The sequence below is a fragment of the Vibrio sp. 1562 genome (genome assembly GCF_033340155.1).
Lineage (GTDB): Bacteria > Pseudomonadota > Gammaproteobacteria > Enterobacterales > Vibrionaceae > Vibrio > Vibrio alginolyticus.
In genome coordinates, this window is record NZ_JAWOVY010000003.1 from 260,866 (window position 1) to 275,140 (window position 14,275).

The window sequence follows — 14,275 nt, forward strand, 5'->3', positions numbered from 1 at the left end:
CGTTAATTCTCACTTGAATCAATACGCGCAAAGCTAAGAGCAGAACTCCACTTTTGCACTAAATCGAACACCATCATCGTCCAGTACTAACGCCCATCCCATCCGTTCACATATTCGTTGTACGATAACAAGCCCACAACCATAACCAGCGTTGTACGTCTCGTTGCCATCGTGACGATTTAGGATCTTAAGCGCATGACCTTTCAACTCAATTTCAATATCTCCCACACTATAGCTAAAGGCGTTTTTAATCAGATTGTTGATAACAATGGCCACAAAACTCTCTGGTGCCTTCACTACACCACTATGTTGTTCGTGCAAAGCGTAATTCGAATCTTGCTTGGCAAATAAAGGCGCTAGCTCTTCCAACTGTTTTTGTAAACAAGTGAGAAGCTGATGCTCTCCGTAATGCTGAGGCTCTATTTTCTCTTTACCAAGTAAGAGAAACGCTTCTGTCAGTACACGCATCTCGTCACAAGCTGACTGCATCCTCGTGATGGCTTTTTGCGCAATTCGAGGTTGATCAGGAATACGCGTCAGAATGTCTGTTGAGCCTTTTATCACCATAATTGGCGTTCTCAACTCATGTGATGCAAAACGACTAAATTCTTGTTCTCGTTTGAAATAGCCCGCGATATCGTTCTTATTATCCAGCAAAGTCTGCTCTATCTGGCGTGTTTCGCTGAACTTAGTTTCAACTTGGAAAGCGGGTTGATCCGGTGACATTTGGCTAATTTTGTCTTCAATTTGCGCTAATGGCCGAGACAATATTCGAACCATGTAAATGCCATACCCAACCATGACAAATGAAAACAAACCACCGAGCAGCAGCGTAAACTGATGCAACGAGCTTTCGTATTCGTCCAAGTAATCATCTGAGTCATCTTGAAATACAATGTACATAAGCCCCTTCCCTGAGGGATGGTTCAATACAACAAAGTGTTTGTCTTCTTCACCAAGCAGGTATTCGTAAAAACCAGGTGAAGTAAAAGAGAGCAACCAATCCGGTGTCGGTGCTTCACTCCAATATGAGTTGAATTCCAATACGTTTGGCAATGGCGCATCCCAGCCCTGTTTCTCGAAATTCTCACTATAAAGCGCAGCTTCAGTATCTAGCCAGTGATGTAAACTCAGCACTTCCAGTTTGTTTTCTGCCACATAAATCAGCGACCAAAAAAGAGTAAACATCACAAACGTCATGACCCCAAAACCCCAACGGATCTTGCGATAAATGCTTGGATATTCGTTATGCTTTAAGTCGGTAACCTTGTCCATGAATAGTCTCTAATCGTGATTCTTCAAAACCTTTGTCTAACGCGGTTCTTAAACCGTAAATATGGCTACGAAGTGCATCACTTCCAGGTGGTTCGTCTCCCCACACACTATCGATCACTTCTGCGCGCGAGACCGCTGCTGGCGCACGTTGGAGGAGCAATTTTAAAATTTTAGCTTGAATTCGACTCAGCTTAATTTCTTTGTCTTTTCTCGTTACTTTTCCTGTACGTGCATCTAAACAAATATCTGCAAATTTGAGCGTTCCGATATCTTGTCTTGGACCACGATTAGCCAAAGCATGAACACGCAAACTGAGCTCTTCCATCGCAAATGGCTTCATTAAATAATCATCTCCCCCCGCTTTAAAAGCCGCGATTTTGTCATCTAGCGTATCTTTTGCCGTTAGGAAGAGAATTGGCGTTCCACATAACTTATCTTGTCGAAGCTTCTGTACCGTACTGATGCCATCGAGCTTCGGCATCATGATATCCATGATGATTACATCGTAATGATTTTCCTCGATTAACTTAATCGCAGCCTCTCCATGAAACGCACAATCGATAATCATGCCTTCGAGCTCAAGATAGTCTGCAATCGTCTCCGAGACGTTATGGTTGTCATCTACAATTAAAATTTTCATAAAATCAAATTTCTTCACGATCTCTTCACGATATGCCCAATAAGATACAGGCAATTTCCTAAACTCGCTCGTAAATTGAGGCTAATACAATGAAAAAACTCGCTCTTATTTCTGTAGTAGGTTTGGCATTGTCTGGTTGTGGTGGTTCAGGTGGTGGCACCAATAGCGATAGCACACAAACTCAACCAGCAGTGAAACAAAGTGTAGCGATTGGCTCTGTTGAAGCGGTCAACGCTGAAGAAAGCACGTTAACCGTCAATGGACATACGTATCGTGTGTCTGAGGTGGTTTATGACGACACACAAGTGCAATTGGCCGATGTAAAACCCAAAATGGTGGTTCGCGTGGGTTCAGATATTCGGCAAGCTTCGGGCAATGGCGTCCGAGTCACACTTGAACCAACCATTACTGGACGTGTGACAGCGATTGATCATGTGAAGAAAAAATTCACGGTAAACGGCATAGAGCTGCAGTTTGACGGTTTAAGTGATGATATAGAGATCAACGACTGGGTGATGGTGTCATCCTTACCGACTGCGGATGCGGGCTATCGAGTGTTGTCTGTGGTCGAAATCGACGTAGATAACGATTACCCAGCCCTTGGAAGCTACTACGAACTGGAAGGTCACATTACTAGTACCGATGAAAATGCTGGCACGTTTGAGCTTGGTACAAATATAACCGTATCTTACGACAACATTAGCCAACTTAGCATCGGCCAATGGGTAGAAGTAGAAGGTGAAATGCAAAACGGCATCTTCATGGCAAATGAGGTAGAAGTTGAAGACTACGACGATCTAAAAAATGACAGCGATGTGGAAGGTATCGTGACTTGGGTTGCCAAGGATTATAGTGAGTTCTCTCTAAACTACCGAGGAGCCTTCTTCATTGATAACGCAACACGCTTTGAGGATGGTAGCAAAGCTAATCTAGAACAAGGTCAAGAAGTAGAAGTGACCTCTGTGATGAAAAATGGCAAACGCACCGCTACCGTCATCGAATTTGAGCGGTCGGAGTTTGACAATGACAACCAATGGCGAGGTAAAGAGTTTGAATGTGAAGGCTATGTATCAAACTACGATGCTGATTCAAGAGCATTTAAAATCGAGCATTGTGAGAATGATGCTGATCAAGTACTAAGTAACACCACCGTTGTGATTGATGCGCAAACACGCTTCCAAGGCATTGAAGAACTTAACCTAAATGGTGCTCGTGTCGAAGTCGAAGGTGTGATCATTAACGACCAAAATATTGCCCGTGAAGTGGAGTTAGACGTTTACGACAACTAATCCCTTCTACGCTTAAGAAAAAGTGTCACTTCGGTGGCACTTTTTCTTTTCACCTTACTTTGCTTCCCAAGCTCAAACCAACAAATTCTCAGTCAAAGCCTTTTCTCTCCGTTACACTTTACCTATGTTTCACAACATTGGTGACGACTATGAAAAAACGCAACCTCATTTTGTTAATCTTGTTTTTTGGTTCAGCCACGAGCTTAGCTAGCGTTATGGATCCTGACTGCGATGCAGAAAAGGCAGCTAAAGCCGCTGCGACAAAAGCCGTGGTTGGTGTTGGGGGTCGCTGTACGCCTAAAGAGGCACTGAAAGATACCGCAGTTGATGCAGGAAAAGACAAATTGCCAGATGAAGGGATGGCGGGTAAAGCTGTTGATGCAATGACACCGGAAAAAGAGAAGAAAACGATGAAAGACGTAACCAAAAAGCTCAATAAAGATTGATACGCTTTCTTGTAGTTAACTTTAATAGCGAAACTCCCCCCTCCCAAAAAAAGAGCGCCGATTGACGCTCTTTCCGAACTCTAATAGATAACCAATTATGCGGTCTCTGCTTCACCTATCCAATGATAATGGTGGTTGGCTTTTTTCCCCACTAAACCGAGCTCTGTCAATTCTTCAAATACCTTGTCTACCTCTTCCGCAGACAGCCTAAACTGTTTAGCAACGGCTTTTTTGGTGCACGTAATTTGATGCGTTTTAAGTGCATCGCTAACTTGCTCTAACAAGGTTTTCGGTTCCTTTGGTTCTTCTGGCTCCGGCGCAGCTGGTATTTCTTGCTCTTCTTCCTCTTTTATATGAGGAAGATAACCCGCAGGCGCTGGGTCTATATCGCGAACTGTTTTCAATATCATGCCCTCATTTCTGCGATAGAAATATCGGAACCGTTGCTCTTCACCAATCAAGCCAACAAAAAATGCAGCAAAGAAGTCCAAAAGAATCGAAAGAAATACAACCAAGCCAAGCTGAGCTTGCTGAGAGGTGGTACCAAATGCGTTGGCTAGGCTATCAATCAAACCAATCACTGAGCCTTGCGTAACCGGCGGTAAACTATCACGCTCCATAGCCAAGCGTTGCTGCTCTTCACGTAAGGTTTTGTTTTGATCCTGAATGCGAGTTACACCAGTCGCGATACGCTCCATCTCGATGTATTTCTGCGCTGCCATATTGTTGAGCTCAATCTGCTTATCGATTGCCGCAATCTGACGATTAAACGCTTCCACTTTCGCCTGCTCTACCGAAATATGACTTTGTGCACTATTGGTTGCACTATTAATCCCACCAATACTACCGCCAATGGAAATCGCAGCTAAAACTAAATAAAACACGAGAGCGGTTGCTGCTCCTGTGTAGTTGCGATGGGCTCGGCGCTCACCGTATTCATACCAAGCGTAAAATTTACCCGCTTCAAAAATGATCGCTAAACCACCAAATAAGGTTTGCATCATCGGGTTTTCGTCGATAGACAAAAATAGCAATAGAGAAAAAATAGTCGATGCTAAAATCGCAGCACCGGTGAATGCATATACACTCACCATGGCAAATCGACCTTTAGGGTATCGATATCCAATCTGTTGTTCGTATTTCATTTGAGAAATTTCTTAAGATTAATCGCCCCTCCGACTAAGTAGGACGGACGTTTCTGGCATGTACAAAGGAGCGCAGAATACCGTATCCTTTATTAAATTACTGTCATAATTCCGTTAATGGAAAACAAGTGAAGATTCGGTGTGCATTTTGAATCGATATCAGCCAAATCTAGCACGTAAAAACACCACCACGACACCCACTAACCGAAGCTTCAGTGACATATAAGAGAGATTAATTCGGTATCTTCAGAAGCGACTAAGCAAGACTGACAAGTTGAATTGGAGGTTGTGAATGTCAGCCGAATCAAGACATTAAAGCGTTAAAAATAGGCAATAAAACAAATAATGCACACTTGCATCACCTTTTAGTAAACTGATAATTACATTGTTTGGTTAATTTGTTAGTATCCCGCGCCGAAGAAGATAAGCACTCAATTGTATGGAAAACACTCTAATACAGCACAAACACCATCGCTTGCACGCTATTGCGGTTATTATCGCGGTGTTGTTTCAGTTGTATTTAGCATCCACAGCCGCTCTTAACCCTACACAAGTTCACAGCACAACTTGGCTCAACAAAGTCCAAAGTGAAAAGGTTTTACTGTGTACCGCAGATGGTTTCAAATGGGTGGATATCAATACGTTGATTGAGGCTAACGCTCAATCTTCTTCTAAGCTCATCCAAGATCTTAACTTACACGACGGCTTCCAGTTTGAATGCCCGCTTCTTCAAGCTGTTCAATTCTTTCTTTTAGTTGCGATTGGGCTTTACCTGACAACGATCCATTGGCTGCGCCGAGTAAAGTATGCACTGACGACTTATCACTTTTCAAAATGCGATAAGCTCGTTTACAAACACATCGCGCCTAAGCACTCTCCGCCGAGTGTTTTTCCTGCCTAACAGGCATCTAATCATTAACAACTTTATCCAAAAATAACGATGACTCTGTTTGTTGTCCATTCAGAGAAGCTATTCATTCAAAAGGAAAAACACATGCTTAAATCATTAAAAACCGCCGCTATCGCGCTTATTGCTGTCATCGCTAGCCCACTGAGTTTAGCGCACGATTATGAAGCAGGAAAAATTCATATCGACCATCCATGGAGCCGCGAAGCGCCACCAAACGCACCTGTTATCGGTGGTTTTTTTCAATTAACCAACCACGGTGACAGTGAAGATACATTGATCGCAGCAGAAAGCCCAATCGCAGGACATGTCGAAATTCACACGCATAAGAAAGAAGATGGTGTGATGAAAATGATTAAGATTGACGAAGTGCGCGTTCCAGCCAATGAGTCTGTGTTGTTTAAACCAGGCAGCTTCCATTTAATGATTTTCAATCCAACACAAGCGCTCAAAGAAGGCGACCGCTTCCCTATGACGTTAACATTCAAAAACGCGGGTAAAGTGGAAGTAGAAATGGCGGTTGAGAAACAAGGCCACATGGAAAAACACATGCATCATTAATGACGCAAACAAAAGTGCCCGCTGATTTAGCGGGCATTTTTATCTCAGCTTAGTCAAAATCATTATCCAATAGGTCCTAACTCGATCTTCAGAACAATGGTGATAAATAACGCTTGGCGAAACGGGGTCATATATCATAACAGCGTGCTCGGGCAAGAGATTCTAAATCACGCTCGTTCCTCACTGTTCAGAATGACGTTAAAAGATTTAAGAATCCCAAATAGGTTTCCTACTCGCATGAAACTCAATCTCTCAGCGAAATCTTCCAACCATCATTTGATAAGCCTAAGCGAAGTCATAAATTTGGTAACAATGCCCATAGCGCAATTAGTTTTCTTTCTACTTGAAACAAACCTCAGCCCAACGAGCTAAGCCCGCAGTTACTGAGCCAAAATAGTTTCCACTGACAACCGGAATACTTGGCAGTACGGTTTGAACCGCATCGCGCAAGATTGGCGAGCGTGCCGAACCTCCAGTCATAAAGATAGCATCGGGGTTAACTCCAGCTTGCTCTACCGCTTCTGTCACCAACGCCGTCATTTTATTCTTTGGCGACTGGATCGCTTCGATCATTTCGTCACGTTGTACATCAACTTCAATCGTTTCTGATAGTAAGTTGATGCCAGTTCGGTAAGAAGCTTGTTCTGAAAGTGCCACTTTTGCCTCTTCGGCACGGCGAACAATGTTGTAGCCTAAAGACTCATGATACACCTCTAGCAAACGAGCAAGTTTTTCTGGCTCTTGAGCCTGCTTTTGAAGCAACTTTAACGCTGATAGGTTCTCTCGCGAATAGAAGTCACTCTGCGCTTCTACATTATTGATTGCTATCGGGTTCCAGAATTGGGTAGTCGGCATCACAATACCTGACTCCATTTTACTTCCCATGCCAAAAGGGAACATGAGCTGCTTAAATGCTAGCGCGATATCAAGATCATTCCCGCCGACACGCTGGCCACTGTGAGCTAACAAGCTTGCGGTCCTATCTGCTTTGCCGCGCCAAGACGGTCCCATTTGGATCAACGAACAGTCCGTTGTACCACCGCCAATATCGACTACTAGAATGATTTTATCTTCGCTGAGTGTCGCTTCATACTCTAGGCCCGCCGCGACAGGCTCAAACTGAAACTCCACATTTTGGAAGCCCGCACGTTTCGCTGCCCGCAACAAAATGCGTTCAGCCTGAATGTTAGCCGTTTCACCGCCACGCCCATGAAAGTTAATTGGTCTGCCGATCACAGCATCGGTAATACTTTGCTGCGCATCGTTTTCGGCTTGAGACTTAATATTGTCCATCATCGCGCAGACAAGGTCTTCGAAGAAAGCCAATTGCACATCACGCAAGCCAGATGCACCAAGAAAAGACTTCGGCGATTTCACATAATAGATATCGCGAGGATCTTCCAAATAGAGATTAAGTGCAGCCTGACCAAACGCGATGTCGTCGGATTCTAAGTCAATACTTTCTTCTCGGTTTAAATTGATTGCCCGGCGTAAAACCTGCTCACCAACTTGATCTAATGGTTTAATATCTCGATGGCGAAATAAATGCTCGGATACCGATTCACGAGTCGGTGCAGCAAGGGTGGAAGGAATAAAAGGGCTGTTTCCTTCCAGATTAAGCAGTACTGGATCACCCGATTCCATTTTAGCCACTGAACAGTTTGCAGTACCATAGTCAAAGCCGATAAACATTGTTTCTCCCACTGTCCCACTGATTAGTGGCCTTTTGAGCGTTAAAAAGCTGGCAATGCTAACTTAATGGCATAAGAATTACTATCCCAAAATCAAGTGTAATTTAACGTGGAAAATCTATCTAAGGTACACTACTTTCTCTTTTTGCAGATGGCACAACAACCGCTACCAGTAAAGCTAACAGCAGGAACACAGGGCTAAGCATTAATCCATGCCAGATTGAATACCCATCATGGAACAGCCAGAATATACCAAGCGTCAGTAGGTACGAAAAGTAGCTGCAAAACACCAAGCTAATCGCGACAAAGCGCTTTTGATTAATAATAAGAATCCGCACTAGATACTGGCTAAGAATACCAGAGCAGCGCATGGCAAGTTGCCAATTAATGATAAAGAAAGCAAGCGCAATAAACCCAGCTACGACCAGTGCATCATGCGTACTTAAAATGAAGTAGCTACCAAATCGGCTTATGATGACCGGATAATCGCCTTCGTATATCGTTGACCAAGATATTGCGTTCGCTGCTGCTACGTAATTGGCAAAATAAGCAATAGCGTAGAAAGTCGTTTGAGAACTGAACGGCTGAAATACATCCCTACAAAATCCTCGCCATTCTTCTTTGTTGGCGGTAGGCCCAACCCAGTCACGTTTTTTTTGAGCGGTACGCCCGGCAAACGCAGGCCCGTTGCGAAACAACAGCCAAAATATATAGAGTGCAAGTATAACCAAGAGTATTGAAAACATACCCTTCCCCCTCATAAATTATCGGCGCCACTGCCAATGGCGTTGGGGTCGTAAACTGCACTTCCCTGCTATACCTATTTGATTTATCAAAGACTTATTATTTTATTACCACCAAAATTCATTTAATGGCATGCTAAACAGCAACATTTTCACGCTTTGTGCGTGAAGTTCGAAAGCCTACTTTTAGGTTTAGCACAAAAATAACTACAGCAAAGCGTAAGAGAGGGATTCCGCACCCATCAATGAAGATGAGGCGTTAAGCAGAAGCTGTGACCGCAATGAGAAGAGAAGGATTCAAAGCGGCCATGCATGGGCAAGAGGAGCAACTATTTCTCTAATTTTTCTTCAAATACACCAATCTCTCTGCCCAACCAAATCGCGCGTTCTGTGTGATCGAGCAACTCTTCTTCGCTTACTGGGTGAATGAGCACAGAAAAATCGCCTCGAATCGTATCAAGCCACGCCAAGAACTCTTCACTCAATGATTCTAGGTGAATTTCAAACATCGGCATTTTGTGTGGGCCAACTAACCTTCCAACTAATGGAAACACACGCAGCACATCTTGACGCTCTTGACGGATGATCTCGTTCAAGGCTTGCGCTTTATCTTGTTCTCTTAGGGGAAAATAAACATGAGCGTGGTACATAACTTCTCCATAATCACTTCCGCTTGAGCACCACCTACTTTGGATAAGCTCAAGGACTGCCGAGGGTATACATTTGTAATGCCGTCACCCTACCTTGATTCCACTCAGTTGGGAAGAAGTTATGCATTCTCATAAGGTCGAGGCTTCGAGCACAACAAAAATTTGCAATTCATCATATAGCAACTGTTTGAGTTGATTCATTAATAATGACTCACTTTGTCAAATTTTACAGCCAAATTTTGTTGCAAATATGTTTCATTAACCAGTAATTAAATTCGAGTTTAAAAATACCACCAACAAAATAGCAGCATATTACTCTGCAAAATCAGGGTGTAAGCAAAACTTTACTACTGAGCGAAAGTCAAAATGAAGCATAATTTAACAATTTGTTTACACTTATTGTATCTGGCTATACCACGATTTAGTTAGAGGGTTAGATACAGAAAAGCCTTTCTCTGTATCTTGCGGTGAAATGGTCGCAGCGATGTTATCGACAAATAGTTTAAGGGACGAACAGATGCCTACCGCTATCGAAAGCACACGCAACCTTAGGTATGGCCTTTGCGCTGATATCAGAGTTTGAGTACCCATACAAACTCTGGTTTTGTATGAACAGCTGCAGTCCAAAAGACCCGCAGCGTCAAAAGGAGCTTGAGATGAACGTTCAGGCATTACCCATGCATCGGTTTATCGACCATCGTGGGGACCTAGTCGGCCAACTACCCAACTGGGCTGACACTGAAACATTGGTCGGGTTTTACCGAGATATGGTATTAACTCGCACTTACGACAACAAAGCAGTTGCCTTGCAACGCACCGGTAAGCTAGGGACCTATCCCTCACACTTAGGCGCGGAAGCCATAGGCATTGCGGTCGGCAGAGCACTTAAAGCCGATGATGTGTTTGTCCCTTACTACCGCGATATGCCTGCGATGTGGTGTCGTGGCATTGGCATGGAAAAGAACCTTCAATACTGGGGTGGCGATGAGCGCGGGAGTGATTTTGCTCCTGAGGGCAGTCCGGTTCCTAGCCGAGACCTTCCCTACTGTGTACCCATAGCGACGCAATGTACGCATGCTGTCGGGGTGGCTTCCGCGCTAAAAATTCAAGGTAACCATGAAGCTGCGCTAGTCATGTGCGGCGATGGTGGTACATCCAAAGGGGACTTTCTTGAGTCAATAAACTGCGCAGGTACTTGGAATATTCCACTTGTTTTCGTCGTAAACAATAACCAGTGGGCAATTTCAGTGCCGCGTAGTCTCCAATGTGCCGCCGATTTCTTATCAGAAAAAGCGCAAGGTGCAGGTATACCGGGTATTACTGTCGATGGTAACGATGTCGTCGCCGTTTATGATGCAACTAAAACCGCCCTTGAGAGAGCAAGAAAAGGGAAAGGCGCAACACTCATCGAAGCGGTGAGTTACCGACTGAGTGACCACACTACGGCCGATGATGCGACTCGTTATCGTAAAGAAGATGATGTTCAAACTGCATGGCAATACGAACCTATCGCACGCCTTAAAACGTATCTCCTTAATCAAGGCGCTTGGAGCGACGAACAAGAACAGCAATGGCTAGATTACTGTAAAGAGCAAGTAGAGTTAGCTGTTGAACGCTATCTGAGCTTACCGCCACAAGCACCAGAAACCGGTTTCGATTACTTGTATGAATCGCTACCTCAAGAGCTTCATGCACAAAGAGATGAACTCATCAACAAGGCAATGAGAATGCAGGGAGGCAGACATGGCTGAGCTAACGTTGGTTGAAGCAGTAAACCTTGCCCTGCACCACGAAATGCAACAAGACCCCAATGTTGTCGTACTAGGTGAAGACGTGGGCGATAATGGTGGTGTATTTCGTGCCACTGTTGGACTCAAGCAAGAGTTTGGTCTTAAACGAGTCATCGATACGCCACTCGCTGAAGCCTTAATCGGCGGGGTTGCGGTCGGTATGGCAACGCAAGGATTACGACCTGTCGCCGAATTTCAGTTTCAAGGTTTCGTTTTTCCTGCGATGGAGCACTTAATGTGCCACGCGGCTCGAATGCGTAACAGAACTCGCGGTCGGCTCACTTGTCCCGCGGTTTTTCGTGCGCCATTTGGCGGCGGTATCCACGCTCCGGAACACCACTCAGAAAGCGTGGAAGCGCTATTTGCTCACACTGCTGGATTTAAAGTGGTGATTCCTTCTTCTCCACAACGCGCATACGGCTTACTTCTCGCTGCAATTAGAAGCAATGATCCCGTCATGTTCTTCGAACCGAAGCGCATATATCGCACCGTTAAATCTGAAGTCGTTGATAACGGCGAAGCACTCCCACTCGACACCTGCTTCACCTTGCGTAAGGGGCGAGATATCACGCTCGTTACTTGGGGCGCATGCGTCGTAGAGTCACTTCAGGCCGCGCAAACCTTGTCTAGTCAGGGAATTGAAGTCGAGGTGATTGATTTGGCGAGTATTAAGCCAATTGATACCGCGACGATTTTCAGCTCACTAGAAAAAACTGGACGTTTACTCGTTGTTCATGAAGCGAGTAAAACTTGTGGTGTGGGCTCTGAGCTATTAGCTCGAACCGCTGAACATGCCATGTGCTTACTTAAAGCCCCACCTAAACGAGTAACTGGAATGGACACCATTATGCCTTATTACCGTAACGAAGATTATTTCATGGTTCAGGAAGAAGACATTGTGACCGCGGCGCGCGAACTCGTGGAGGATTGGAAATGAAGACGTTTAATTTACCCGATCTCGGTGAAGGTCTCGCTGAGTCAGAAATTGTCAAATGGCACGTTAATGTCGGAGACATGGTTAAATTAGATCAAGTGATCTTAACCGTAGAGACAGCAAAAGCGACGGTAGACGTCCCTGCCCCCTATTCGGGCCGTGTGGTCAGCCGTCATGGTGAGGAAGGTGAAATCGTCAATATTGGTGCATTACTGCTAGAGATTGATGAAACAGGTGCCGGGAGAGAAGTAATGGCAGAGAAAAAAGCCACTGCTGACGCCGCAACCGTCGTCGGTAGCGTTTCTCACCAAGCGCATCATGTTAACGTTGATGATTTCTGGATTGGTGGCAACCACAACACGACAGAAAGCAACCTCGTTACCGCCCTGCCTTCGGCTCGCTTGTTGGCACAAAAACTTGGGGTAGATCTTAACCTCGTGTCAGGTAGTGGCCCGAACGGACTTATCGTTGATGCCGATATTTACGACGAAGCCGGAAAACAGCGTCCAGGCACCGAAGTTTTGAAAGGCGCTCGACGTACCATGGTGTCGTCTATGACCGAATCGCATGAACATGTTGCAGCCGTAACCATTACGGAAGAAGCGTTGTTGGAAGATTGGCTGCCAAACGAAGATATCAGTATCCGCCTTGTTCAAGCTATTGTTCATGCGTGTCAAGAAGAGCCTGCTTTAAACGCTTGGTTTGATGCCGAAACCATGACACGCTGCGTACACACAACGGTCAATGTAGGAATTGCAGTAGATAGCCGTCATGGATTGTACGTACCAGTTTTGCGCCACGCAGATGAATATGAGCCACAAGATATTCGTCGTTGGCTCGATCAAACCGTTGAAGGGATCAGAGAGAGAAAAATCGGTCGTGAGCAATTGCAGCACGCGACGATTACGCTTTCCAACTTCGGCGCGATTGCCGGTATTTACGCAACACCTGTCGTCACACCGCCACAAGTCGCTATTGTCGGCGCGGGCCGAATACTCGACCGAGTTGTGATAAGAAATGGTCAAGCAATTTCGGTGAAAGCAATGCCGCTATCCGTAACGTTTGATCATCGCGCTTGTACTGGTGGTGAAGCTGCAAGGTTTACGAAAGTACTTGCAGAGCACCTGCAACGTCCGAGCGAAAAGTAACTTATTAAAATCAAATGATAAAGGCTTCCAATTTGGAAGCCTTTTGTTTTAGGGAACAAGACTATATCTACAGCTTCTCTAACAGCTCAGGCATTACCACAAACAAATCGCCGACCAATCCATAATCTGCAATGTCAAAAATAGGCGCATCAGGATCGCTATTAATTGCAACAATCACCTTGGAATCTTTCATTCCCGCCAAATGCTGGATCGCTCCAGAAATTCCGACGGCAATGTATAACTCCGGTGCAACAATTTTGCCGGTTTGCCCGACTTGATGGTCATTAGACACATAGCCCGCATCGACCGCCGCTCGTGACGCCCCTACCGCTCCACCTAGCTTGTCCGCCAATTGTTCTACTAAAACAAACTTCTCTTTACTCCCGAATGCACGCCCCCCCGACACCACTACTCTAGCCGCTGGCAATTCTGGTCGCTCACTTTCTGGCGTTTGTTGCGAAACAAACTCACTAAGTTTATTGATAATCACCGTATCGACTTGAGTAAGCTTAGGGACAACTGGCGTGTCAGATAGCTCTGCGGCATCAAAAGCCGTACTTCTTATGGTCATCACTTTATAGGGATCATTCGACGTGACTCTCGCCAATGCATTTCCAGCATAAATTGGACGAATCACCGTATCGATAGACTCGATTGTCATCACGTCAGAAAGTTGACCAACATTAAGCAACGCCGCCACACGAGGCATCACATTCTTACCAAATGTACTGGCAGGAGAAAGAATATGTGAGTAGTTTTTGGCTACTTGTGAGATCAAAGGTGCGATATTTTCCGCTAATCCATGTTCATATCCCTTCGCATCAACCCAGATAATTTCTGCAACACCCTGAACACAATTCAACTCATCCAAAACTGATTGGCACTGATATCCAATAAGCAACACAGAAACAGGAAGCGATTTATCATCATCCTTAATCTCAAATGCCGCTTTAATTGCACACAGCGTCCCTACAGCCAACGATTGGTTGTCATGCTCTGCGAGCACAAGTGTTGCTAATGGTCGGTCTTCCATGGTCATGCCTCATATAACACGTC

The 14,275-nt window shown here is 44.9% G+C and carries 15 protein-coding genes; 7 read left to right on the forward strand and 8 right to left on the reverse strand.

Features of this window, described 5'->3' with window-relative positions:
• Positions 1–33 precede the first annotated feature (33 nt).
• Both R7Z49_RS04655 and R7Z49_RS04660 read right to left on the reverse strand, forming a co-directional pair.
• Entirely contained in the window at positions 34–1,275 is a 1,242-nt protein-coding gene (locus R7Z49_RS04655; RefSeq protein ID WP_186585245.1) for a sensor histidine kinase, read from the reverse strand.
• Positions 1,247–1,915 (reverse strand): response regulator transcription factor, encoded by a 669-nt coding sequence (locus tag R7Z49_RS04660; protein WP_186585244.1) that lies wholly within the window; start codon positions 1,913–1,915, stop codon positions 1,247–1,249. Before R7Z49_RS04660 ends, R7Z49_RS04655 begins: the two co-directional genes overlap by 29 nt.
• 89 nt (positions 1,916–2,004) lie before the next feature.
• Between R7Z49_RS04660 and R7Z49_RS04665 the strand changes: the two genes are divergently transcribed.
• Together R7Z49_RS04665 and R7Z49_RS04670 are read left to right on the forward strand one after the other, a co-directional pair.
• Positions 2,005–3,204, forward strand: a complete 1,200-nt coding sequence (locus R7Z49_RS04665; RefSeq protein ID WP_318111391.1) for a DUF5666 domain-containing protein — start codon at positions 2,005–2,007, stop codon at positions 3,202–3,204.
• A gap of 149 nt (positions 3,205–3,353) precedes the next feature.
• Entirely contained in the window at positions 3,354–3,650 is a 297-nt protein-coding gene (locus R7Z49_RS04670) for a hypothetical protein (RefSeq protein ID WP_053307751.1), read from the forward strand.
• Between the two features lie 95 nt (positions 3,651–3,745).
• Here the strand turns inward: R7Z49_RS04670 and R7Z49_RS04675 are convergent, their stop codons facing one another.
• Positions 3,746–4,795 (reverse strand): Preprotein translocase subunit SecY, encoded by a 1,050-nt coding sequence (locus R7Z49_RS04675; protein ID WP_171345427.1) that lies wholly within the window; start codon positions 4,793–4,795, stop codon positions 3,746–3,748.
• Between the two features lie 439 nt (positions 4,796–5,234).
• Between R7Z49_RS04675 and R7Z49_RS04680 the strand changes: the two genes are divergently transcribed.
• Both R7Z49_RS04680 and R7Z49_RS04685 read left to right on the forward strand, forming a co-directional pair.
• A complete protein-coding gene (locus R7Z49_RS04680) occupies positions 5,235–5,696 on the forward strand; it encodes a hypothetical protein (RefSeq protein ID WP_005388493.1) in 462 nt (153 codons plus the stop codon).
• A gap of 93 nt (positions 5,697–5,789) precedes the next feature.
• Positions 5,790–6,263 carry a copper chaperone PCu(A)C gene (locus R7Z49_RS04685; protein ID WP_186585240.1) on the forward strand — a complete coding sequence of 158 codons (474 nt, stop codon included), beginning with the start codon at positions 5,790–5,792 and terminating at the stop codon, positions 6,261–6,263.
• A gap of 339 nt (positions 6,264–6,602) precedes the next feature.
• Here R7Z49_RS04685 and yegD read toward each other — a convergent pair whose 3' ends face one another.
• The 4 genes from yegD to R7Z49_RS04705 form a co-directional block, all read right to left on the reverse strand.
• The gene (yegD, locus tag R7Z49_RS04690) at positions 6,603–7,955 is read right to left on the reverse strand and encodes a molecular chaperone (RefSeq protein WP_025767684.1); all 1,353 of its coding nucleotides are present in this window, start codon (positions 7,953–7,955) and stop codon (positions 6,603–6,605) included.
• 121 nt (positions 7,956–8,076) lie between these two features.
• Positions 8,077–8,700 carry a hypothetical protein gene (locus R7Z49_RS04695; protein WP_086047331.1) on the reverse strand — a complete coding sequence of 208 codons (624 nt, stop codon included), beginning with the start codon at positions 8,698–8,700 and terminating at the stop codon, positions 8,077–8,079.
• Positions 8,701–9,026: 326 nt separating this feature from the next.
• Entirely contained in the window at positions 9,027–9,347 is a 321-nt protein-coding gene (locus tag R7Z49_RS04700) for a DOPA 4,5-dioxygenase family protein (protein ID WP_005375836.1), read from the reverse strand.
• A gap of 396 nt (positions 9,348–9,743) precedes the next feature.
• Positions 9,744–9,938: a hypothetical protein gene (locus R7Z49_RS04705; protein WP_127891143.1), complete on the reverse strand. Its 195-nt coding sequence runs from the start codon at positions 9,936–9,938 to the stop codon at positions 9,744–9,746.
• Between the two features lie 65 nt (positions 9,939–10,003).
• Between R7Z49_RS04705 and pdhA the strand changes: the two genes are divergently transcribed.
• The 3 genes from pdhA to R7Z49_RS04720 are packed head-to-tail and all read left to right on the forward strand — an operon-like array spanning position 10,004 to position 13,219.
• Entirely contained in the window at positions 10,004–11,098 is a 1,095-nt protein-coding gene (pdhA, locus tag R7Z49_RS04710; RefSeq protein WP_025998586.1) for a pyruvate dehydrogenase (acetyl-transferring) E1 component subunit alpha, read from the forward strand.
• Positions 11,091–12,074, forward strand: a complete 984-nt coding sequence (locus R7Z49_RS04715) for an alpha-ketoacid dehydrogenase subunit beta (RefSeq protein WP_017634235.1) — start codon at positions 11,091–11,093, stop codon at positions 12,072–12,074. The genes pdhA and R7Z49_RS04715 overlap by 8 nt, the downstream gene beginning before the upstream one ends.
• Entirely contained in the window at positions 12,071–13,219 is a 1,149-nt protein-coding gene (locus tag R7Z49_RS04720) for a dihydrolipoamide acetyltransferase family protein (RefSeq protein ID WP_085568971.1), read from the forward strand. The genes R7Z49_RS04715 and R7Z49_RS04720 overlap by 4 nt, the downstream gene beginning before the upstream one ends.
• A 67-nt stretch (positions 13,220–13,286) precedes the next feature.
• Here R7Z49_RS04720 and R7Z49_RS04725 read toward each other — a convergent pair whose 3' ends face one another.
• Positions 13,287–14,252: an electron transfer flavoprotein subunit alpha/FixB family protein gene (locus R7Z49_RS04725; RefSeq protein WP_005375829.1), complete on the reverse strand. Its 966-nt coding sequence runs from the start codon at positions 14,250–14,252 to the stop codon at positions 13,287–13,289.
• Positions 14,253–14,275: the final 23 nt, after the last annotated feature.